The sequence below is a fragment of the Streptomyces javensis genome (assembly GCF_039525925.1).
GTDB classification, from domain to species: Bacteria; Actinomycetota; Actinomycetes; order Streptomycetales; family Streptomycetaceae; genus Streptomyces; species Streptomyces asiaticus.
In genome coordinates this window covers 64,639-84,148 of the sequence record NZ_BAAAIF010000001.1, presented here as the reverse complement: position 1 = coordinate 84,148, position 19,510 = coordinate 64,639, and the positions used below count along the sequence as shown (strand labels likewise).

The window sequence follows — 19,510 nt, the reverse complement described above, 5'->3', positions numbered from 1 at the left end:
CGCATTCCCCTAGCGATTGCCGATCGGCCACCCCTGGCGCCCGGCGTTCGCCGAGGGTAGTAGTGAGCTGGTAACGCTAGGATCCTTGCCATTGCTCGCGCCCCGTTTCCTGCCCCCCACGCCCTTTGTTCTCCCCGGCCGGTGGCGAATCCCTGGTGGGTCGCACAGTGGCCACTAGTGGCCGCCACCTCGTGGACGCCGGAGAACTGAGTGAACGCTGGACAACTGGAGAAAACCGATGTCCCTCCTTCCTCCCGGCTCCCGGCAGCCCGCCCTTCTTCAGACCATGCGCATGCGCGACCCGGTCCACTACTTCGCGTCACTTCGGCGGCGCTACGGTCCGGTGTTCCGCATGAAGCTGATCGGCTTCCCGCCCCAGGTGGTGGTGTCCACCGCGGAGCTCGCCGCGAAGATCTACAGCACGGACGGCGACGGCAACCGGGCCGGGGCGCTGCGCGCAGGGTACGTGCCGTGGCTCGGCGACTATTCGCTGTTCACGAACGACGGCGAGCCGTGGTGGCGGCATCGCAAGCTGCTCAGCCCGGCCCTGCACGGCCGGTCCATCGCGAGCTACCCGGACCTCATCGCCGAGATCGCCGCGGAGGACATCCGGACCTGGCCGCTCGGCAGGCCGTTCGCGCTCCAGGAACACATGCAGGCCATCACGCTGGAGATCACCCTGCGGCTGGTCTTCGGGATCCGCGACGTCACACAGCTGGCCCGGCTGCGGGCGTTGCTCCTCGCCCTGTCCAAGGCCAGTGGCTCCCCGCTGCTGTTCCTGATGCCCGCGCGGCTGCGGGCATGGGCGGAGAAGTCGCCGCTGGCGATGCGCGTACCGGTCCTGCCGACGACCCGCACCATGAAGGCCAGCGCGGCGGTGGACGAGATCCTCTTCGCCGAGATCGCCCGGCGCAGGGACGAGGAGGACAGCGGCGCCACCGATGTGCTGGGGCGGCTGCTGAAGGCGCGGGACGACCAGGGGCGCGCGATGAGCGACCAGGAGATCCGCGATGAGCTGCTCACCCTGCTGGAGGCCGGGCTCGAAACCACGGCGACCGGCCTCTCCTGGGCCTTCGAACGGCTGATGCGCTCCCCGGAGATACTGCGGCGGCTTCAGGAGGAGTTGGAGCGGGGCGAGGACGACAGCTACCTCGAAGCGGTCGTCAAGGAGGTGCTGCGGCTGCGCCCGGTGATCACCGGCTCGGGGCGGCTGCTGGACAAGCCGCTGCGGCTGGACGGCTACGAGATCCCGGCCGGGTGGGTGGCCATCCCCATGTTCTCGCTCATCCACCAGGACAGCGAGGCGTATCCGGACCCCGAGGAGTTCCGGCCGGAGCGGTTCCTCGGCGAGGGCGCCCAAGCGGCACAGAAGTCGTTCCTGCCGTTCGGCGGCGGCCGACGCTACTGCGTCGGCGCCCAACTCGCCATGATGGAGATGAAGGTGATCATTCGGGAGGTGCTGCGGAGGGTGGAGCTGACCGCCGCCGACCCCGCACCGGAGGCCCAGCGCATGTGGCACGTCACCCTGGTCCCGGGAAAGCGCGCCGTCGCCGTGGCCCGCGAACGGCCCCTGGACCGCGCACCGTTGAACGAGGAGCCGAGGTGCCCCGTGCACCCGGCCCCGTCCGAATAGGCCATCACTCCCGCGGGGCGGCGGTGAGTCGGTCGCCGAGGGGACTCCGCCGGTACAGCACCTGCCGTCCGTGGCGCGCCCGGGTGACCAGACCCGTGGCGTGCAGGACGCGCAGGTGCTGGGACACCGCGCTCGGAGTCACCCTCAGGCGGCGGGCGAGCTCGACGGTGGGCAGGGGCTCCTCGAGGAGGCCGAGGAGCCTCGCCCGGGGCGCGCCGATGAGCGACACCAGCGCGGACGCGTCATGGGCGGGCTCCGAGGCCCACAGCGTCGCCACGCCACGGCTCGGGTAGACCAGCGACGGAGGTTCCTCCGGGCTCACCGGGGGCGCGGGCTTGTGCGCGAAGACGGAGGGCAGGAGGAGCAGTCCCCGGCCGGACGCCACCACGCGGTGCCGGCTGATCATCTTGGCGATGTGCAGCACCCCGTTGTGCCAGCGCAGATGGGGATGCATATCGGCGAAGAGCAGGCGTGCGCCTCCCATGGCCAGTTGGCGCGCGCGATAGGTCATGTCCGCCTCCACCACGAGTCGCAGCCGCGGCCACATCGGCTCGACGGCGATCTCCCAGTACTGGCGCAGAAGGGCGCAGATGGTGTCGCGGAGTCCGGCGACGGAGGCGTCGTCGGCGGTGGCATCGCGCAGCGCCGGGGGCAGCGGGTCCGGCGCATGCGTGGCCAGCAGATCGCGGCGGACCAGGTCGGGAGGGGTCTGGCGGACGACGGCGAGTTCGTCCTCGAAGGCCGGGGCGAAGGTCACGGGCCGTGGAGTCAGAAAGTCCGGCAGGGTGCGTCGCCGCGCCACCAAGGACATCAGCAGGTCGGTGTCCAGGGCGCCGAGTTCGCCCAGCACGGCCCTGCGCCACGGGAGATGCACGGCGGACAGGCTCGGATCGCGCAGCACCCGCAGGCTGAACACCGTCTCGTTCAGAGGCGATACGGCGAACCGCGTGTCCGCCAGGTCCTCGACATCGAGCACAAAGCTGATCATTAAGTCATACGCTACATCGATTGGCAGCGGAGCGCCGGTGCCATGGACTTCGGCGCATGACATCCCACGACACATCCCGTGAGACACCCCCTGAGTGTGCGGACCACGGCCGGATGAGCCGCCGCATGGTCCTGCTCCTGGCCATCACCTGCGCCGTGGCGGTGGGCAATATCTACTTCCCGCAGGCGATCGGCCCGCTGGTGGCCGACGGGCTGCACGTGTCCGCCGACTCGGCCGCCGTGGTGGTGACCGCCACCCAGGTCGGCTACACGGCCGGGATCGTCCTGCTGGTGCCGCTCGGCGACCGGATTCCGCACCGTACGTTCCTCGTCGTCCTGCTCGGCCTCACCGGCCTGGCGCTGCTCGCCGCGGGTTGCGCACCGGCCCTGCCGCCCCTCGTCGCCGCCAGCGCTCTCGTCGGCCTGGCCACGGTGGCGGCGCAGATCGTCGGCCCGCTGGCGGCCGGTCTCGTGGCCGCCGACCGCCGGGGAGCGGTGACCGGCACCCTGCTGAGCGGATCGACCGGCGGCATGCTGCTGGCCCGCACCTTCAGCGGCACCCTCGGCGAGTGGCTGGGCTGGCGGGCCCCGTATCTCGTGGCCGCGGTCCTGGCCCTGCTGCTCGCCACCGTCCTGGCGTTCGCGGTCCCCGCCACGGCCCCGGCATCCCGGCAGTCCTACCCCGCGCTCCTGGCCGAACCGCTGCGCCTGCTGCGCACCGAGCCGGAGCTGCGCCGCTCCTGCTGGTACCAGGCGACCGTCTTCGCCGGATTCTCGGCCGTCTGGACCTGCCTGGCGCTGCTCCTCACCGGTCCCGCCTACGGGCTCGGCGCCCAGGCCGTCGGCATGCTCGCCCTGGTCGGCGGGGTGACCATGCTGTGCACCCCGCTCGCCGGGCGTCTGGTGGACCGCCTGGGGCCCGATCCGGTGAACCTCGTCTGCCTGCTCGGGGTGCTCCTCTCGACCGCGATCCTCACCCTGGGCGCCCTGGGCGGAACGCCGGGCCTGGCCGCCCTGACGATCGGCACCCTACTGCTCGACGTGGCGATGCAGTCCGGCATGGTGGCCAACCAGGCCCGCGTCTACGCCCTGCGCCCGGACGCCCGCTCCAGGCTCAACACCGCCTATATGACCTGCGCCTATCTGGGCGGCAGCGCGGGTTCCTGGCTCGGGGTGCGCGCCTGGGGCCGGGCCGGCTGGTGGGGGGTGTGCGCACTCGTCGCGCTTCTCACCGTCCTCGCCCTGGTCCGCCACCGGATCCCTTAATCATTCAACCGCTTCCGGAACGCCCTCGGCGCCCCCTATAGTAGGTAGACCTACCTACCTAATCTGTCAGGGTGCAAACGATGAGTGAGACCGGTGTGAGGACGACGGAGCCCGGGAGGCGGCGGCCGGCGCGGGAGCGTCTGCTGGCGGCCGCCGCGCGCCGCTTCTACGCCGACGGCGTGACGGCGACCGGGATCGACACGATCACCGCCGAAGCGGGTGTGGCGAAGATGAGCCTGTACAACAACTTCTCCTCCAAGGCCGATCTCGTCAGTGCCTATCTGGATGCCCGCCACGAGGAGTGGCTGGCGCTGTACCGGTCACGGCTGGAGCGGGCCGAGAGCCCCCGCGACGGCGTCCTCGCGGTCTTCGACGCCTACGCCGATCACGCGGCGTTCGCCTACGAGCGCGGCTTCCGCGGCTGCGGTCTGCTCAACGCGGCCGCCGAGCTGCCCGCCGGGGACGAGGGACGGACCGTCGTACGCCGCCACAAGGAGGAGGTCGAGCGGCTGATCTCCGGCCACCTCGAGGAGCTGCTGCCCGAGCGCCCCGACGACGCCCGCACGATGGCGGAGCACCTGGCGTTCCTGCTGGAGGGCGCGATGGCGCGGGCCGGTCTGGAAGGCGACGACAGCCGGCTGCGGCACGCCCGCGCGATGGCGGCGGCCCTGCTGGACCGGCTGTGACGGCCCCCGGACCCGGCGCCCGCTCTTCCGTGGGCGCCGGATCGTTGTGCGTGCTCGCCGCGTCCGTGCTGTGGGGCACCACCGGCACCGCGGCCACCTTCGCCCCGGACGTCGGCCCGCTCGCCATCGGCGCCGTCGCCATGGGCCTCGGCGGACTGCTCCAGGCCCTGGTCGCCGCTCCCCGCATCGCCCGCGAGGCCCCACTGCTGCGTGCGCGGCGCGGCACCGTACTGATTGGCGCGGTCGCGGTGGCGGCGTACCCCCTGGCGTTCTACAGCGCGATGCGCCTGGCCGGAGTGGCGGTGGGCACCGTGGTGTCGATCGGCATGGCCCCGCTCGCCTCGGCCGTGATCGAACGGGTCATGGACCGGCGCCGGCTGACGCGCCGCTGGAAACTCGGCGCCGCCCTGGGCCTGTTGGGCACCCTGCTGCTGTGCGCGGGCCAGGCCGCCGGGGCCCCCGGCGACGCGGAGCGGACCTCCACGGCCGCCACGGTGCTCGGCGTGGGGCTCGGCCTCATCGCGGCCACGACCTACGCCCTCTATTCCTGGGCGGCCCACCGGCTGATCATCCAGGGGGTCACCTCCCGCGCGGCGATGGGCGCGGTCTTCGGCGTGGGCGGGCTGCTCCTGGTGCCCGTCCTGCTGGTCACCGGTGCCCCGCTCCTCGACTCCGGGTCCGACGTGGCCGTCGGGGTGTACATGGCGCTGGTGCCCATGTTCGCGGGCTACGTCCTGTTCGGCTGGGGGCTGGCGCATGTGCCCGCCAGCACGGCCACCACGCTCTCCCTGCTGGAACCGGCCGTCGCGGCCGTGCTCGCCGTGCTGGTCATCGGCGAACGCCTGCCCGCCGTCGGCTGGGGCGGTATCGCACTCGTCCTCGCCTGCCTGGCCGTCCTCACCGCCCCGGTGGACGTCTCCGGGCGGCGCCGAGAGCGACGGGACGGCGTGACGCCGCCACGGCGCACCGCGGTGGAGCACTCCGTCGCCCGGTCGGACCCGGCGCCGTAGCGGAGTCCGGCCACCGCGGGCCATCCGCGTGCGGTGCTGTCATTCGGCCCTCCGCGGGCCGGAGAACCTCTCCGCGAGTTCGCGGTGCTTGTCGGCGGCCAGCTTGGCCTGGGCCGTGCTGATGGTCGATCCGGCCATCCTGCCCAGACGTTCGACCTCGTCCGCGAAGCGCAGATGCTCCTGTCGTGCGTGCTCACGGCAGGCGAGGCAGGTGACGTTCTCCGGGCGCGGCGAGGTCATCGCGTACGGCGCCCGCAGCCCGCAACCGGTATCGACCAGGCTCGGCAGGTCACCGACCAGGCCGAACGTGGATGCCATCATCTCGCGCACGGCGGCCACGCCACGGACGACCTTCGACTCGACATGGATGTGCGGATCGTCCCCGCCCAACACGTCCTCCTCGCCCCGGCCCCGTGGCCGACCGGGAGCGTTCCCGGTCGGGCCGCGGAGTGCGGGACGAGTCTCCCACGGGCCCGGTGCGCACTGGCTTCAGAGGGTCGGCTGTGCGGCGGCGGACCACTGGCCGGTCATGGCCTGTCAGGTCGCGGGCGGCCGGGCCGGTGGTGTCGCGGGCGGCCGGGCCGCCGCGGCAGCTGAGAGCGTTCTGTCCGCCGGGTCAGGTCGCCGTCGCGGACGCCGCCGCGCGGCCCGCCGTGCGGCCCGAGAAGAGGCAGCCGCCGAGGAAGGTGCCCTCCAGGGAGCGGTAGCCGTGCACCCCTCCGCCACCGAAGCCCGCCACCTCACCCGCCGCGTACAGGCCGCTGATCGGGTGGCCGGAGGCGTCCAGGACGCGGCCGGAGAGGTCGGTCTGGAGGCCGCCGAGGGTTTTGCGGGTGAGGATGTTGAGGCGCACGGCGATCAGCGGTCCGGCGCCCGGGTCCAGGATCCGGTGCGCGGAGGCGGTGCGGCTGAGGGCGTCCCCGGGGTAGGCGAGCGCGTTGCGGATGCCCATGACCTGGACGTCCTTGGTGTACGGATTCTCGATCTCGCGGTCGCGGGCCTCGATCTGCCGTTTGAGGTCCGCCAGGTCGATCAGGTTGTCGCCGGTCAGCTTGTTCATGCCCGCGACCAGTTGGGGCAGGGAGGTGGCGACCACGAAGTCCTCGCCCTTGTCCCGGAACCGCTGGATCGGCTCGGGGGTCTGCCAGATGCGGGAGAGGAGCTGGAGGATGTCCTTGTTGGTCAGGTCCGGGTTCTGCTCCGAGCCCGAGAGCGCGAACTCCTTGGCGATGATCTTCTGGGTGGTGACGAACCACGAGTAGTCATGGCCGGTGGCGGTGATCGATCCGAGGGTGTGCAGGGTGTCGTAGCCCGGGATGTCGGGGCTGGAGAAGCGCCTGCCCTTCGCGTCGAACCACATCGACGACGGGCCCGGCAGAATGCGGATGCCGTGGCCCGGCCAGATCGGGTCGTAGTTCCTGAGGCCCTCGGTGTAGTGCCACATCCGGTCGGGGTTGACGATCCGTCCGCCCGCCTTCTCGGTGATCGCCAGCATGCGGCCGTCCACATACGCGGGGACGCCGGTGACCATGAACTTCGGCGGTGAGCCGAGCCGGTCGGGCCAGTTCCGGCGTACGAGGTCGTGGTTGGCGCCGATACCGCCGGAGGTGACGATCACCACCGGGGCGCTGAGCTCGAAGTCGCCCACCACGGTGCGCGAGGTCTGCTTGCCGCGGGCGGCGTCGCTCGGTTCCAGGATCGAGCCGCTCACTCCGGTGACGGCGCCACCGGTGACGATCAGCTCGTCCACCCGGTGCCGGAACGTGAAGGTCACCCGGCCGTCCTGCGCGGCGGCCCGCACCTTCTTCTCGAACGGCTCGACCACGGCCGGACCGGTGCCCCAGGTGACGTGGAAACGCGGCACCGAGTTGCCGTGGCCGTCCGCGAGACCGCCGCCGCGCTCGGCCCAGCCGACGATCGGGAACCATTGCACACCGAGCCCGTGCAGCCAGGACCGCTTCTCCCCGGAGGCGAAGTCCACGTACGCCTCGGCCCACTTGTGGGCCCAGTAGTCCTGGCCACCGGGGTCGCCGACACCGCGGTCGAAGCCCGCCGTGCCGAGCCAGTCCTGCCAGGCCAGTTCGGGGGAATCCTTGATCCCCATCAGCCGCTGCTCCGCGGAGTCGACGAAGAACAGGCCGCCGAAGGACCAGAACGCCTGGCCGCCGAGGTTGCTCTCGGGCTCCTGGTCGAGGAGGAGCACCTTGCGCCCCGCGGCCGCCAGTTCCGCCGTGGCCACCAACCCGGCGAGCCCGTGGCCGACCACGATGGCGTCCGCGTCCGAGGACGCCCCGGAGGCGGCGAAGGCCGGAACCGCCGTCTGGGCGAGCGCGGCGCCGGCGAGCACACCGCCCGCCGCCGTCAGGGCACGGCGGCGGCTGATCCCACCGACCCCGGCGGACGACGCGGAATTCTCTGTGGAGTTCTCCATGAGCTGCCTTCCGGAAGGGGGTTCGGAGGGTGCGGGAGATACGGAGGGGGTTGCCGCGACGGAATCGTGTTACCGACCGGCAACGTGTTACCGACGGTAGCCCACGGGGTGCGAGGCCGCCAGAGTTCTGCTCACGACAGCAACTCCCGTGCGTCGTAGGGGACTTCGGTCGCTCAGCGACCGCCGGGTGACGGCTCGGCCGAGGCGCTCCCCCGTGGCGAGAACGCGTACAGATCGAGGATGTCGGGCAGCGGTGCCACCCCGGGGCCGCCCGCCCGGACCCAGGCCACGATGTCCTCCGTCGCGTCCGGGTCGTTGACCAGGCCGAGCCACACCGGCCTGCCCCCGGCGGCCCGCCCCGCGGCCGACGGCTGCACCACGATCACATTGGCCTGGTCGCAGACGTCCAGACACTCGGAGACGCGTACGGGCGCCTCCTCACCGAGCCGCGTGATCTGCGCGGCATGGTCGACGCCGGTCACCTTGGGGCTGCCGCAACAGCAGTCCCGGCACACGGTCACCCGGCACGGCAGCGGGTCGGTCGGCCCTACGGGCACGCCGCACCACCCCTCCTCCGGGGTAGTCCGCCCCGGTGTCGATCGAGGAGGCGACCGCGTGAGTCTCCTGGCTCTCGGGTCGATGCTCGTCCCGGCCTTCCCACCCGCGTATGCGGGCAGTGGCCTGTCCGGGATCCGCTCGCCGATCACAGTGGCGGTACCGCGCCGGATTCCCACCGGCTTCCTCGTTCCGCCGTCGCCTTTGTCGCCCGGCATCATCGCATCCCGGACACCGCCACACCACGCGGCCCCGGCCCCAGCGGGGCGACGGGCGGCCCGGCGTCAGCCCCGGCGGACCGGCGCCCCCGCCAGGATCTCCCCCAGCCCCTGGCGGGTGGCCGCCAGCACCACGCGGTCCTGGGGCCGCAGGGCATAGCCGGGGCGCAGATCCCATACCAGGGCGGGCTCCTGCTGGACGGCACCGTCATAAGGGGGCGCCGCCCCGAGGTCGCGTCGCCGGTCCGCGGGCTCGGCCGCGTCCAGCGCGATCACCCGCCAGGCACCCGGTACGAACGCCTCGGCGACGGTACGTCCCTCCAGTTGCGGATGCCCGGCGACATTCAGGGCGGCGAAGAGCAGCACCCTGCGCTCGACCGGTATGGCACCGAGGACCTGACGTCCCATCATGGCCCCGGCGAACGCCGGAGCCGCCAGGCTGGAGACGCTGCGGCTGCGGGTGAGGGCCCGCGGATGGGCCGCGCGCAGCGTGCGGTAGACGGCGGTGGCGAAGCGGTCGTCGTACAGGCGCAGGGCCACCCGGAGCCGGGGCTTGACCGAGCGGGCGTACAGCGTCGCCTCCAGGTTGGTGGTGTCGGCGCTGGTCAGGGCGAGCAGGGCGTGGGCCCGCTGGATTTTGGCGGCCTCCAGGACGCCTTCCTGGGTGACGTCACCGAGGACCGTCGGCACCCCCAGTCTGCGGGCCAGCGGGATGCCGCGCGCCCCGGGATCCTCTTCCACGCACACCACGGGGATGTCCATCTCCCGGAGTCTGGCCAGGACCCGGGTGCCGACCTTGCCGAGCCCGAGCAGTACGACATGGCCGGACAGGCCGCGCGGCGGGCGGCGCAGCGCGGACGCGGTGCGGAAGGTGCCCAGCGCTTCCAGCGCGGCGGCCACCAGGACGGGCAGCAGAAGCAGTCCGGTCAGCCCGGACAGCAGTTGCAGGACCTTGCGTCCGGTCGGCTCGTCGAGCGCCGGGTCGTCGATCGCGAGCACGTCCAGCACCGTGAGGTAGGCCGCGTGGAGCAGCCCGGCTCCGGTGAGCCGCCAGGAGATGATGGTGAGGACGAGCACGGCGATCGCCATTCCGGCGACGGACCAGCGCAGCCGGCGGGAGAAGAGCGAGGCGAGCGGCAGTCGGCGGCTGCCGAGCCGCTGCGGCGGCAGCGGTGTGCCGATGGCGGAGACGGCCTCGAGCACCACCGTGTCGCGCCCGGTGGCGGCGGCCACCTCCTCGTCCCCGGGCAGCAGCCTGGGCCCTTCGTCCCCGCTGCTGTCGGAACCCTCGCTGCCGCCGGGGTCGCTGGTGGTGGACGAGAGCAGGGCGAGGGTGCACAGCCCCGGGCGGGCCACCTCGTCCGTGCCGGGCGGGGTGCGCTCGGCCGCGCGCAGCAGCAGCCCGTCGGCCTGGAGCACTTTGCTGGTGCCCGCGACGGCGGTGGCCGCGAGCGCGGGGGCGGCGGTGTCGGCGTCCGACAGTACGGTGGTGGTGGCGTCCAGCTCCGCCGGGTCCATGCCGGGATCGGCGACCCGCGCCGCCTCGTCGAGGAGTTCCTCCAGGTGCTGGCCCAGCTTGCGGTTGTAGAGCCGGATCACCAGCCGCAGCCGGGGGTTGAGGCGGCGGGCCCGCAGTGCGGCGTGGATGTTGGTCTCGTCGTCGTCATGGACCAGGGCGAGCGCCGTCGCCTGATCCGCGCCCGCCTCGGTCAGCACGTCCTCGTCCAGCGCCGGGGCCTCCATGACCCGCACTCCCCCGTCCGGGGCGGGGTCGTCCGCCGTCTGCCGGGGCAGCGGGACCCGCCCGACGGCCGCGCTGAACCTGCCGAAGAGCGCCGAGGTACGGCCTCCCGGCCGCCATCCCGCGATCCGCTGCCCGGTGGGGTCCGCCAGGGGAGCGCCGCCGGGAATGACGACGGTCACCTGTGTCCGGTAGACGTCGTGGAGTTCGGCGGCGAGGCGGTGGGCGAGCGCGTCATCGCCGCAGACGATCATGCGGACCGGCCCCGAGGGGGACGGCGGGGTGGATGTGGAGGTGGAGAACACGACGGCGAAGCCCCCCGTTGGTTCCGTGGTGATGATCAGACCGTACCCGGTCCGCCGTCAAGGAGAGTTGGCCGTCCCGCCGCCGAAGGATCCGTATCGCCGCCGCTCACTCCCTCGGGGCGCCGCACCGCGCACAGCGGGTGAACTCGGCGGTGTCCTGCATCGCGCCGCAGTCCGCACACACCATCTCCAGCCAGCAGGCGGGGTCCCCGCCCTCGGGTTCGGCGGGCGCCGGGTCCGCCGTCTCCCGGTCCGGGTCGCCGGGCCGAGCCGTGCCGCTCATCGTGTGCGCCTCCTCGTCCGGACCGTGCGCGGGTCCGTTGACCGACCCTCTACCCCTGGCGTCGTCCCCGGAAGCAGCCCAGCCATAGATCCGATCTCTCATGCGCCAACAACCCTTGACGGGGCGTAATGCCGCCCAACCCCTCCCCAGTTATCGGATGACTCGGTAACGTATCCGCCTCGGGAGGCAACGATGCCGAGATCTTACCGACGCTCCGCAGTGGCATTTCTGCTCTGCGGCGTCCTGGCCATGACGCTCTTCATCACCGGGCCCGCACAGGCGAAGGACTCCGCCTGGACCGTGCGCGGCCCCTCGCCCCACTCCGGTCCCCTCGCGCAGCTGCGGCTCGACGGCGCCTCGGGAGCGCTGACGCTCCAGGTGTCCCGGGGCGGACGGACGGTGGTCGAGCCCTCGCCCGTGGGCATCGTCACCGAGCGGGCGGATCTGTCGCACGGGCTGCGCTATCTGGGACGCCATGACCGCACCGTCGTGGAGCGCTACCGGTCGACGGTCGGCAAGCAGCGCTCGCGCACCGCGCGGATGACCGAGACCCACTTCCGGTTCCGGGGCGGCGGGAACGCCCGGCTGGACCTCGTGGTGCGGGCCTCGGACGACGGGGTCGCCTACCGCTACGACCTGCCCTCCGGCAGCGGCGATGTCCTCGGCGAGACCTCGGCCTTCACCCTGCCGCCGGACGCGGCCGCGTGGCTGGGCGACTACCGCAAGGACAACGAGAACCTGTTCAAGGAGTACACCGCGGCGACCGCGCCCACCGGTGAGTACATGGCGCAGGCGCTCTTCGAGACGGCCGGCGGCTACGCCCTGATCGCGGAGTCGGATCTCACCGGCCGCTACTCCGCCGCCCGGCTGATCCACCAGCAGGGGCTGCCCACGTACCGCATCGGCCTGTGGGACGAGCGGGTCGAGTCCGACGGGCCGCTCAGCACCCCCTGGCGCGCCCTGATCGTGGGCGATCTGCCGACCGTCACCCAGTCCACCTTCACCGACGATCTGGCACCGGCGTCACGGGTCGCCGACACCTCGTGGATCCGGCCCGGCCCCGCCCTGTGGACCTGGCTCGCGGGCGGCAAACCGGCCGGGCAGAGCCTGTCGATGCAGCAGGGGTACGTGGACTACGCGGCCCAGCGCGGCTGGCCGTATGTGGTGGTGGACGCGGGCTGGTACTTCGACCCCGACCAGTGGGACGTCACCGATCCCGACTGGCAGCGGAACAGCTGGATCCCGCGGCTCGTGGACTACGCCCGCGAGCGGCATGTGGGCATCCAGGTCTGGATCCACCACCGTGACCTCGACACCGCCGAGGAGCGCGAGCAGTGGCTGCCCACGCTGGAGCGGTGGGGGGTGAAGGGCGTGAAGATCGACTTCATGGGCTCCGAGTCCCAGGAGACACTGCGCTGGTACGACGAGATCCTCAAGGACACCGCGGCCCACCATCTGCTCGTCAACTTCCACGGCTCGACGATCCCCAAGGGCATTCAGCGCACCTGGCCGCAGGTGATGTCGATGGAGGGCGTGAACGGCGAGGAGAAGCGGACCAACACCCCGCAGCACCTGGCGACGCTGCCCTTCACCCGCAATGTCATCGGCTCCATGGACTTCACCCCCGGGGCCTTCCACCGGCCCCAGCGCCCCAACGCGGCGTCGGACGCGGGCGAGGTCGGCCTGTCGGTGCTCTACGAGTCCGGGATCCAGAACCTGGCGGGCACCCCGGAGTCCTACGACGCACGTCCGCTCGCCCGCCGGTTCCTGGAACAGATCCCGGCCACCTGGGACCGCACCCAGCTGCTGGCGGGGCGGCCGGGTGAGAGCGCGGTGCTCGCCCGCGCCAGCGGCTCGCGGTGGTTCATCGGCGGTACGTTCACCGGCCCCGCGCACACCGCCGAGGTGCCGCTGCGGCTGGAGCCGGGCCGCTGGCTGGTCGATCTGATCCTGGACGGGCCGGACGGCCTGGTCCGCAAGCCCACGGTGGTGCGCGGCGGGCAGACCCTGTCCGTGCCGGTCGCGGCGGATGGCGGGTTCGCCGCCATCGCCTGCCGCTGGCGGCCCGGTCTGTCGACCTGCGACCGCGCCTGACCGTCCGCCACGACCCGCGCTGACCGCCCGTCACGCGGACACCCGTCCTGCGGACCAGTCACGCGGACACCCCGTCCAGGACGCCCCTCCAGATGCCGATCGCCGGAAGGCAGACACCGGCCGCGAAGACCCATGCGGCGGCGACGGCACGGGCGTAGGGGGCGGGGTGGCCGCCGGTCCACCCGTGGGAGAGGGCCAGCAGCCGGTCGGCCTTCTGCCGCTTCGGGTGCTTCTTCTGCTGGGTGGTGAGGAAGGCGGACAGCCGGTCCGCCGACTCCGCGTCCGTGACGGCCTCGGCGTCCGCCCGCATCTCCATCAGCGTGACCAGGACGCGGCGGGCGCGGCTGTTGGCGTAGAGGCCGCCGGTCAGGGTGCCGACCAGTCGACCGGGTCCGGTGGCTCATCGGCCTCACGACCGCTGAGGGAGTCGGCCCGCCACTCGTGGACGAGGGGCAGCAGGAAGACCACGAGGAGGACGAGGACGGCGAGCAGCGCGGTGCCGCCGACCGCGGCCGGCGCGGACAGCGGATCATCCCCCGTGGTCAGCACGCTCGCCCCGGTGACGGGCGCCGCGCACAGCGGCCCGATGACCACGGTCCAGCAGGTCCGCTCGGCCCGGCGCAGCCGGCGGACCGGGGACGCGGCGGTCATGGGCGGCCGGGTGCCGCGGGGTCCGGGGCGTCGGCGGAGTGGTCGCCGGGGCCGTTGCCGGTGTCGAGTTCGTCGTCGGAGCCGCCGTCATCGCCAGGATCCGCTCGATCGCGGCGTCGTCCAGCCCCGTCATGTCTGTCATGTGGTTCCCCCCGTGCGCCACGCCCCCGCGCGGTGTGCGACGTTTCCACGCCAGCCCGCCCGGAGGAGAAGATGTAGGGACTTACGGCAAATAGGCGCACTCTCCGCCCATTTCGCGCATGGCAGCCGTCAACTCCCGTGCCGCGCACGGCGCGGGGGCCTGCGCGTGCGGGTCCAGTCCACCAACTGCCGGGCCGTCCAGGTGTTGATGACGCGCTCCGCCGGCACCCCGCACTCCACGGCCCGTGCGCATCCGTTCGGCTGCCAGTCGAGCTGGCCGGGCGCGTGGGCGTCGGTGTCGATGGAGAAGAACGTCCCCGCCCGCACGGCCTCCCGCAGCAGTCCGCGCGGTGGATCCAGCCGCTCCGGGCGGCAGTTGATCTCCACGGCGGTGCCTGCCTCCGCGCAGGCCCCGAAGACCTCCTCATGGTCGAAGGCCGACTCGGGGCGCTTGCCGCCGAGCAGCCGTCCGGTGCAGTGGCCCAGCACATCGACCCGCGGATCGCTGACGGCGGTGACCATCCGGCGGGTCATGGGGCGGGCGTCCATCCGCAGCTTGGAGTGGACCGAGGCCACCACCACGTCCAACTGGTCCAGCAGCTCCGGGTCCTGGTCCAGGGTGCCGTCGGGGAGGATGTCGACCTCGATCCCGGTGAGCAGCTGGAACGGGGCGAGTTTCGCGCGCAGCTCCGCCACCACGTCCAGCTGGGCGCGCAACCGGTCCGCCGAGAGGCCGTGGGCCACCGTCAGCCGTGGGGAGTGGTCGGTGAGCACCGCCCACTTGTGCCCCAGCCGGGCCGCCGTACGGGCCATCAGCTCGATCGGGGAACCGCCGTCGGACCAGTCCGAGTGCATATGGCAGTCCCCGCGCAGCGCGGCGCACAGCTTCGCCGCGTCCTCGTCGGGCTCGCGCCCGGCCTCGGCGGCCTCGGTCTCCAGTTTCGCCAGATACCCGGGCACCTGGTCCTTCAGCGCCTCCTGGACCACCTGCGAGGTCTTGGGGCCGAGTCCCTTGAGCGAGCGGAGGGTGCCGTTCGCGGCCCGCCGCTCCACCTCCTGGGGGTCCAGGTCGGCGAGGACCGACTGGGCCGTGCGGAAGGCACGCACCCGGTAGGTCGGCGCCTGGGCGCGCTCCAGGAGAAACGCGATCCGGTCCAGGGCCTCCAGGGGGTCCATCGGGCGCTCCTCGCTGTGGGTGGGCTGAGAGTGGGCTGTGGATGGGCTGGGTGGCGTGGCGTACGGGGTGTCGTGACGCAGCGGCGCGCCCGTGCCTCAGGCGCGGCGGTTCGGGCGGCGGCCGGGGGGCTGTCGGGGTTCGGGACGTGCCGTCAGCTCGTCGATGTCGCAGGTCTTGGGGGCCTTCTCGGAGACGGTGATGGGCCGGCCGTAGTGCCGGATCTCCAGGGGCGCGCCCTCGGCCAGGGAGTAGGTGACCGAACGGTTGGTGATCTCCACGCGCAGCCTCCGGCCCAGCACCTGCATGGTGAAGGCCAGCCGGGCCAGCTTCTCCGGCAGCTTGGGCGAGAACTCCAGCCTGCCGTCGAGGTGCCGCATCCCGCCGAAACCGGCGACCAGCGCGATCCAGGTGCCGGCGAGCGAGGCGATGTGCAGACCGTCGCGGGTGTTGTGCTCCAGGTCCTTCAGGTCCATCAGGGCCGCCTCGCCCAGGTAGTCGTAGGCGAGCCGCAGATGGCCGACCTCGGCGGCCATGACGGCCTGGGCACACGCGGAAAGCGAGGAGTCCCGGACCGTAAGCCGCTCGTAGTAGTCGAAGTTGCGTGCCTTCTGCTCGTCGGTGAAGCACTCGCCGCGCAGATACATCGCCAGTACCAGGTCGGCCTGTTTGACCACCTGTTTGCGGTACATGTCGAAGTACGGGAAGTGGAGCATCAGCGGGTACTGGTCCGAACGGGTGCCCTGGAAGTCCCACTCCTGGTGGCCGGTGAAGTCCGCGGACTGCTCATGCACGCCCAGGGTCTTGTTGTACGGGACGGACATGGACTCGGCGGCGTCCCGCCAGGCGGCGGCCTCCTCGTCGTCGACGCCCAGTTCGGTGCCCTTCTCCGGGTGGCGTTCGACGATGTCCGCGGCGGCCCGCAGATTCGACTGGGCCATGAGGTTGGTGTACACGTTGTCGTCCGCGACGGCGCTGTACTCGTCCGGGCCGGTCACCCCGTCGATGTGGAAGCGGCCGTGGTGGTCGTGGTGGCCGAGGGAGCGCCACAGCCGGGCGGTCTCCACCAGCAGTTCCACGGCGGTCTCGCGCTCGAACTCGTCGTCGCCGGTGGCGGCCACGTAGCGCACCACCGCGTCCGCCACATCGGCGTTGACGTGGAAGGCCGCGGTACCGGCCGGCCAGTAGGCGGAGCATTCGGAGCCGTCGATGGTGCGCCAGGGGAAGGCGGCGCCTTCGTGGCCCAGCTGCCGGGCGCGGTCCCGGGCGGCGGGCAGGATGGACTGCCGCCAGCGCAGCGCCTCGGCCACGGACTCGGGGAAGGTGTACGTGAGCAGGGGCAGGACGAAGGTGTCGGTGTCCCAGAACGAGTGGCCGTCGTAGCCGGAGCCGGTGAGGCCCTTGGCGGGGATGGCCCGTTCCTCGGCGCGGGCGCCGGCCTGGAGGACGTGGAAGAGCGCGAACCGCACGGCCTGCTGGATCTCGGCGTCCCCCTCCACCTCGACGTCGGCACGGGACCAGAAGTCCTCCAGCCAGGCGCGCTGCTGGTCCACCAGGCCGCGCCAGCCGGTGCTGGCGGCCCCGGCCAGCGCGGCCTCGACCTGGTCCCGTACGGCGGGCAGCGAGCGGGCGCCGGACCAGCCGTAGGCCACCAGCTTCTCCAGCCGCAGCACCTGGCCCGGCTCCAGCACCGAGGTGACGGTCAGCCGGGCCACGTCGTCGGCGCTCTCGCTGGAGTGGCGGGTGGGCGGCGGCCCGGTGATCAGGTGGTCGGCGGCGGTCGCGACCCGCAGACAGCTGGCGTCGGTGCAGTGGATCAGCCGCAGCCGCTTGTCGTCGGCGGCGTTCTCCTCGGGCTTGAGCGGGGTCTCCAGGGCCTCGGCCACCCTGGGGTCGCCGCCGCGCTCGGGGAGCTGCTCGTTGGCGACCAGTTCGGACTGGACGACGACGCGGATCTGGGCGTCGACGGCCTCCACCTCGTAGGCGACGGCGGCGATGGCCCGCTGGGTGAGGGAGACCAGCCGGGTGGAGCGGACCCGCACGCTGATGCCGGAGGGCGAGGTCCATTCGCAGGTGCGGTGGAGCAGTCCGCCGCGCAGGTCGAGCACCCGCTCATGGGAGCGCAGCCGCCCGTAGCGCAGATCGAAGGGCTCGTCGTCCACCAACAGCCGGATGATCTTGCCGTTGGTGACGTTGATCATGGTCTGGCCGGCCTCGGGGTAACCGTATCCGGCCTCGGCGTAGGGCAGGGGACGCCGTTCGTACACCCCGTTGAGGTAGGAGCCGGGGAGGCCGTGCGGCTCGCCCTCGTCGAGGTTGGCACGCCAGCCCACATGGCCGTTGGAGAGTGCGAAGACCGATTCGCTCTGGGGCAGCAGATCGAGCCGGAGGTCGGTCTCCCGCAGCGCCCAGGGGTCGACGGCGTACGAGGAATCGGTGATCACGAGTCGTCCTCCAGCAGCTCGGCGAGATCCTTGACCACGATGTCGGCGCCGTGTGCGCGCAGCGCGTCGGCCTGGCCCACTCGGTCCACGCCGACGACACAGCCGAAGTGCCCGGAGTGCCCGGCCTCCATGCCCGCCAGGGCGTCCTCGAAGACGGCGGCCGCCTCGGGCCCGACGGCCAGCTCCCGTCCGGCCTCCAGGAAGGTGTCGGGGTGCGGTTTGCCGGGCAGCTTGCGCTCGGCGGCGACCACACCGTCGATCCGCACCTCGAAGAGGTGCTCGATACCGGCGGCGATCAGCACATCGCGGCAGTTGGCGCTGGAGGAGACGACCGCGGTCCGCAGGCCCTCGGCGCGCACGGCCGCCACGAAGCGCACCGAGCCCGGGTACGCCTCCACCCCCTCCTTCCGGATCTTCTCCAGGACGAGGATGTTCTTGCGGTTGCCCAGGCCGTGCACGGTGTCCCGGTCGGGCGGGTCGTCCGGCTCGCCGTCGGGGAGCTCGATGCCCCGGGAGGCCAGGAAGGTGCGCACCCCGTCGGCGCGCGGACGGCCGTCCACGTACTCGTCGTAGTCACGGCCGGAGTCGAAGGGGCGGTAGGACGGGCCGTCGCGCCGCCGCAGATACTCGTCGAACATCTGTTTCCACGCCGCGGCGTGCACCACCGCGGTCCGGGTCAGCACGCCGTCGAGGTCGAACAGGCAGGCTCGGATGCCATCGGGCAGGCGGAGCTTGGTCATGGCCCCCGGTTCCCCCGGGAACGCCGGAGTATGCGGGGAGCGGGAAGCCTTGCCCCCCTCGGCGGAGCACGGGCGCGCACTCGGCGCGGGGCGGGCACGCTCAGCGCGGGCGGCGCCCGCTCAGCGCGGTACGACGGTGCGCCCCTCGCGGCCCGAGCGGTCGGCGGCCTCCAGCACGGCGACGACCTCGCGGCCGAACCGTACGTCGCAGGGGTCGGCCGCGCCGCCGTCGCGGGCAGCGGTCAGCAGCCGGTCGACGGCCGCCGCGAAGGCGTCCAACGCGGTGGTCCCCGCCTCGGGCACCGCGGCGATCCCCCGCTCACCGTAGAAGTCGCACGAGAAACCCTGGGCGGCGGGCCGGGCGTCCAGGGTGAGCGCGAGGGTGCCGATGGCGCCGGAGTGGTGGCGCAGCAGCACATGCGCGGCGCCGCGCGGCCCCTCCAGGGCGGTGACCTCGGCCACCGGGCCGAGCACCGGCAGCAGGACGGACAGCGAGTGGGGGCCGACGTCCCACAGTCCGCCGCGCTCCCGCCGCCAGTGGGAGTCGCCGTAGTGGCCGCCGGGCTGGAAGATCGAGGCGAAGGCGGTGGCACGGCCGCCGTCCCAGCCGCCGTCCGCCGCGGCCTGCCGGAGGAAGGTCTCGACGGGCGCCGCGAAGCGGTTGGTGAAGAACACGACCGAGGCCAGCCCGCGCTCGTCCACGGCGCGCACGATCCGGTCGGCCTCCTCGGTGCTGAAGGCCAGCGGCTTGTCCAGCAGCAGATGGCGCCCGGCCAGCGCGGCCCGCTCGGCGAGGCCGCTCTGGATGTCCGGCGGAAGGGCGATGGCCACGGCGTCCACGTCGGCGATCAGCGCGTCGGCGTCCGGGTAGGCGCGGGTGCCCCAACGGTCCGCCAGCGCCTTCGCCTTCGCCGGATCGCGCCCCCAGATCCCGGCCAGTTCGGCCACGGGGTGCGCGGCGAGCGCCGCCGCGTGGGTCTCGGCCGCCCAGTGTCCGGTGCCCAGCACTCCGAAGCGCACTGTCCGTCCCCCTCCGCGCGAAGCCCCCCGGGGCCTCCCCGGGGCGTCGGCCGCGATCCTACGCCGGTGCGGCCGGGCCGCTTCCGCCGAGGGCGGTACGCCGCTCCCCCGCTTGGCCGCGGGCGGATGCC

General features: G+C 72.7%; 17 protein-coding genes and 1 riboswitch. Of the genes, 5 read left to right on the top strand and 12 right to left on the bottom strand.

Annotated elements, in window-relative coordinates; genetic code table 11:
- The first annotated feature begins 238 nt into the window (after positions 1-238).
- On the top strand, positions 239-1,633 hold the full coding sequence (locus ABD329_RS00300) for a cytochrome P450 (RefSeq protein ID WP_198275022.1): 1,395 nt from the start codon (positions 239-241) through the stop codon (positions 1,631-1,633).
- A 4-nt stretch (positions 1,634-1,637) separates the two neighbouring features.
- Here ABD329_RS00300 and ABD329_RS00295 read toward each other — a convergent pair whose 3' ends face one another.
- Complete coding sequence (locus ABD329_RS00295) at positions 1,638-2,621, bottom strand: ArsR/SmtB family transcription factor (protein ID WP_198275021.1); 984 nt, start codon at positions 2,619-2,621, stop codon at positions 1,638-1,640.
- 113 nt (positions 2,622-2,734) lie between these two features.
- Here ABD329_RS00295 and ABD329_RS00290 point away from each other — a divergent pair, with 113 nt between their 5' ends.
- From ABD329_RS00290 to ABD329_RS00280, 3 genes are all read left to right on the top strand, one after another.
- Positions 2,735-3,886, top strand: a complete 1,152-nt coding sequence (locus ABD329_RS00290) for an MFS transporter (RefSeq protein ID WP_198275020.1) — start codon at positions 2,735-2,737, stop codon at positions 3,884-3,886.
- Positions 3,887-3,966: 80 nt separating this feature from the next.
- Positions 3,967-4,572 (top strand): TetR/AcrR family transcriptional regulator, encoded by a 606-nt coding sequence (locus tag ABD329_RS00285; protein ID WP_198275019.1) that lies wholly within the window; start codon positions 3,967-3,969, stop codon positions 4,570-4,572.
- Positions 4,573-4,622: 50 nt separating this feature from the next.
- Entirely contained in the window at positions 4,623-5,582 is a 960-nt protein-coding gene (locus tag ABD329_RS00280) for a DMT family transporter (RefSeq protein WP_198275046.1), read from the top strand.
- 39 nt (positions 5,583-5,621) lie between these two features.
- Here the strand turns inward: ABD329_RS00280 and ABD329_RS00275 are convergent, their stop codons facing one another.
- The 5 genes from ABD329_RS00275 to ABD329_RS00255 all read right to left on the bottom strand — a co-directional run bounded on the left by ABD329_RS00275 (position 5,622) and on the right by ABD329_RS00255 (position 11,115).
- On the bottom strand, positions 5,622-5,975 hold the full coding sequence (locus tag ABD329_RS00275) for a hypothetical protein (protein WP_309142595.1): 354 nt from the start codon (positions 5,973-5,975) through the stop codon (positions 5,622-5,624).
- A gap of 223 nt (positions 5,976-6,198) precedes the next feature.
- Positions 6,199-8,013, bottom strand: a complete 1,815-nt coding sequence (locus ABD329_RS00270) for an FAD-binding dehydrogenase (RefSeq protein ID WP_198275018.1) — start codon at positions 8,011-8,013, stop codon at positions 6,199-6,201.
- A 173-nt stretch (positions 8,014-8,186) separates the two neighbouring features.
- Complete coding sequence (locus ABD329_RS00265; protein ID WP_198275017.1) at positions 8,187-8,570, bottom strand: (2Fe-2S) ferredoxin domain-containing protein; 384 nt, start codon at positions 8,568-8,570, stop codon at positions 8,187-8,189.
- A gap of 40 nt (positions 8,571-8,610) precedes the next feature.
- Positions 8,611-8,803, bottom strand: a riboswitch (cobalamin riboswitch).
- A gap of 49 nt (positions 8,804-8,852) precedes the next feature.
- Complete coding sequence (locus ABD329_RS00260) at positions 8,853-10,781, bottom strand: NAD-binding protein (protein WP_198275044.1); 1,929 nt, start codon at positions 10,779-10,781, stop codon at positions 8,853-8,855.
- 157 nt (positions 10,782-10,938) lie between these two features.
- The gene (locus tag ABD329_RS00255) at positions 10,939-11,115 is read right to left on the bottom strand and encodes a hypothetical protein (protein ID WP_198275016.1); all 177 of its coding nucleotides are present in this window, start codon (positions 11,113-11,115) and stop codon (positions 10,939-10,941) included.
- 192 nt (positions 11,116-11,307) lie between these two features.
- Here ABD329_RS00255 and ABD329_RS00250 point away from each other — a divergent pair, with 192 nt between their 5' ends.
- Positions 11,308-13,209 (top strand): glycoside hydrolase family 97 protein, encoded by a 1,902-nt coding sequence (locus ABD329_RS00250; RefSeq protein ID WP_198275015.1) that lies wholly within the window; start codon positions 11,308-11,310, stop codon positions 13,207-13,209.
- 58 nt (positions 13,210-13,267) lie between these two features.
- Here the strand turns inward: ABD329_RS00250 and ABD329_RS00245 are convergent, their stop codons facing one another.
- The 6 genes from ABD329_RS00245 to ABD329_RS00220 form a co-directional block, all read right to left on the bottom strand.
- Positions 13,268-13,519 carry a hypothetical protein gene (locus ABD329_RS00245; protein ID WP_198275014.1) on the bottom strand — a complete coding sequence of 84 codons (252 nt, stop codon included), beginning with the start codon at positions 13,517-13,519 and terminating at the stop codon, positions 13,268-13,270.
- Between the two features lie 56 nt (positions 13,520-13,575).
- Complete coding sequence (locus ABD329_RS00240) at positions 13,576-13,860, bottom strand: hypothetical protein (protein WP_198275013.1); 285 nt, start codon at positions 13,858-13,860, stop codon at positions 13,576-13,578.
- A gap of 270 nt (positions 13,861-14,130) precedes the next feature.
- A complete protein-coding gene (locus tag ABD329_RS00235) occupies positions 14,131-15,177 on the bottom strand; it encodes a PHP domain-containing protein (RefSeq protein ID WP_198275012.1) in 1,047 nt (348 codons plus the stop codon).
- A 96-nt stretch (positions 15,178-15,273) separates the two neighbouring features.
- Complete coding sequence (locus ABD329_RS00230; protein WP_344315762.1) at positions 15,274-17,619, bottom strand: glycoside hydrolase family 65 protein; 2,346 nt, start codon at positions 17,617-17,619, stop codon at positions 15,274-15,276.
- The gene (locus ABD329_RS00225; protein WP_198275010.1) at positions 17,616-18,359 is read right to left on the bottom strand and encodes an HAD family hydrolase; all 744 of its coding nucleotides are present in this window, start codon (positions 18,357-18,359) and stop codon (positions 17,616-17,618) included. The genes ABD329_RS00230 and ABD329_RS00225 overlap by 4 nt, the downstream gene beginning before the upstream one ends.
- 120 nt (positions 18,360-18,479) lie before the next feature.
- Complete coding sequence (locus tag ABD329_RS00220) at positions 18,480-19,379, bottom strand: Gfo/Idh/MocA family protein (RefSeq protein ID WP_198275009.1); 900 nt, start codon at positions 19,377-19,379, stop codon at positions 18,480-18,482.
- Positions 19,380-19,510 lie beyond the last annotated feature (131 nt).

Bases quoted from the DNA above. Each gene is read 5' to 3' on its own strand.
- ABD329_RS00300 (WP_198275022.1), top strand. From the start codon at position 239: ATGTCCCTCCTTCCTCCCGGCTCCCGGCAGCCCGCCCTTCTTCAGACC.
- ABD329_RS00295 (WP_198275021.1), bottom strand. From the start codon at position 2,621: ATGATCAGCTTTGTGCTCGATGTCGAGGACCTGGCGGACACGCGGTTC.
- ABD329_RS00290 (WP_198275020.1), top strand. From the start codon at position 2,735: ATGAGCCGCCGCATGGTCCTGCTCCTGGCCATCACCTGCGCCGTGGCG.
- ABD329_RS00285 (WP_198275019.1), top strand. From the start codon at position 3,967: ATGAGTGAGACCGGTGTGAGGACGACGGAGCCCGGGAGGCGGCGGCCG.
- ABD329_RS00270 (WP_198275018.1), bottom strand. From the start codon at position 8,013: ATGGAGAACTCCACAGAGAATTCCGCGTCGTCCGCCGGGGTCGGTGGG.
- ABD329_RS00260 (WP_198275044.1), bottom strand. From the start codon at position 10,781: ATGATCGTCTGCGGCGATGACGCGCTCGCCCACCGCCTCGCCGCCGAA.
- ABD329_RS00255 (WP_198275016.1), bottom strand. From the start codon at position 11,115: ATGAGCGGCACGGCTCGGCCCGGCGACCCGGACCGGGAGACGGCGGAC.
- ABD329_RS00250 (WP_198275015.1), top strand. From the start codon at position 11,308: ATGCCGAGATCTTACCGACGCTCCGCAGTGGCATTTCTGCTCTGCGGC.
- ABD329_RS00245 (WP_198275014.1), bottom strand. From the start codon at position 13,519: ATGCGGGCGGACGCCGAGGCCGTCACGGACGCGGAGTCGGCGGACCGG.
- ABD329_RS00240 (WP_198275013.1), bottom strand. From the start codon at position 13,860: ATGACCGCCGCGTCCCCGGTCCGCCGGCTGCGCCGGGCCGAGCGGACC.
- ABD329_RS00235 (WP_198275012.1), bottom strand. From the start codon at position 15,177: ATGGACCCCCTGGAGGCCCTGGACCGGATCGCGTTTCTCCTGGAGCGC.
- ABD329_RS00225 (WP_198275010.1), bottom strand. From the start codon at position 18,359: ATGACCAAGCTCCGCCTGCCCGATGGCATCCGAGCCTGCCTGTTCGAC.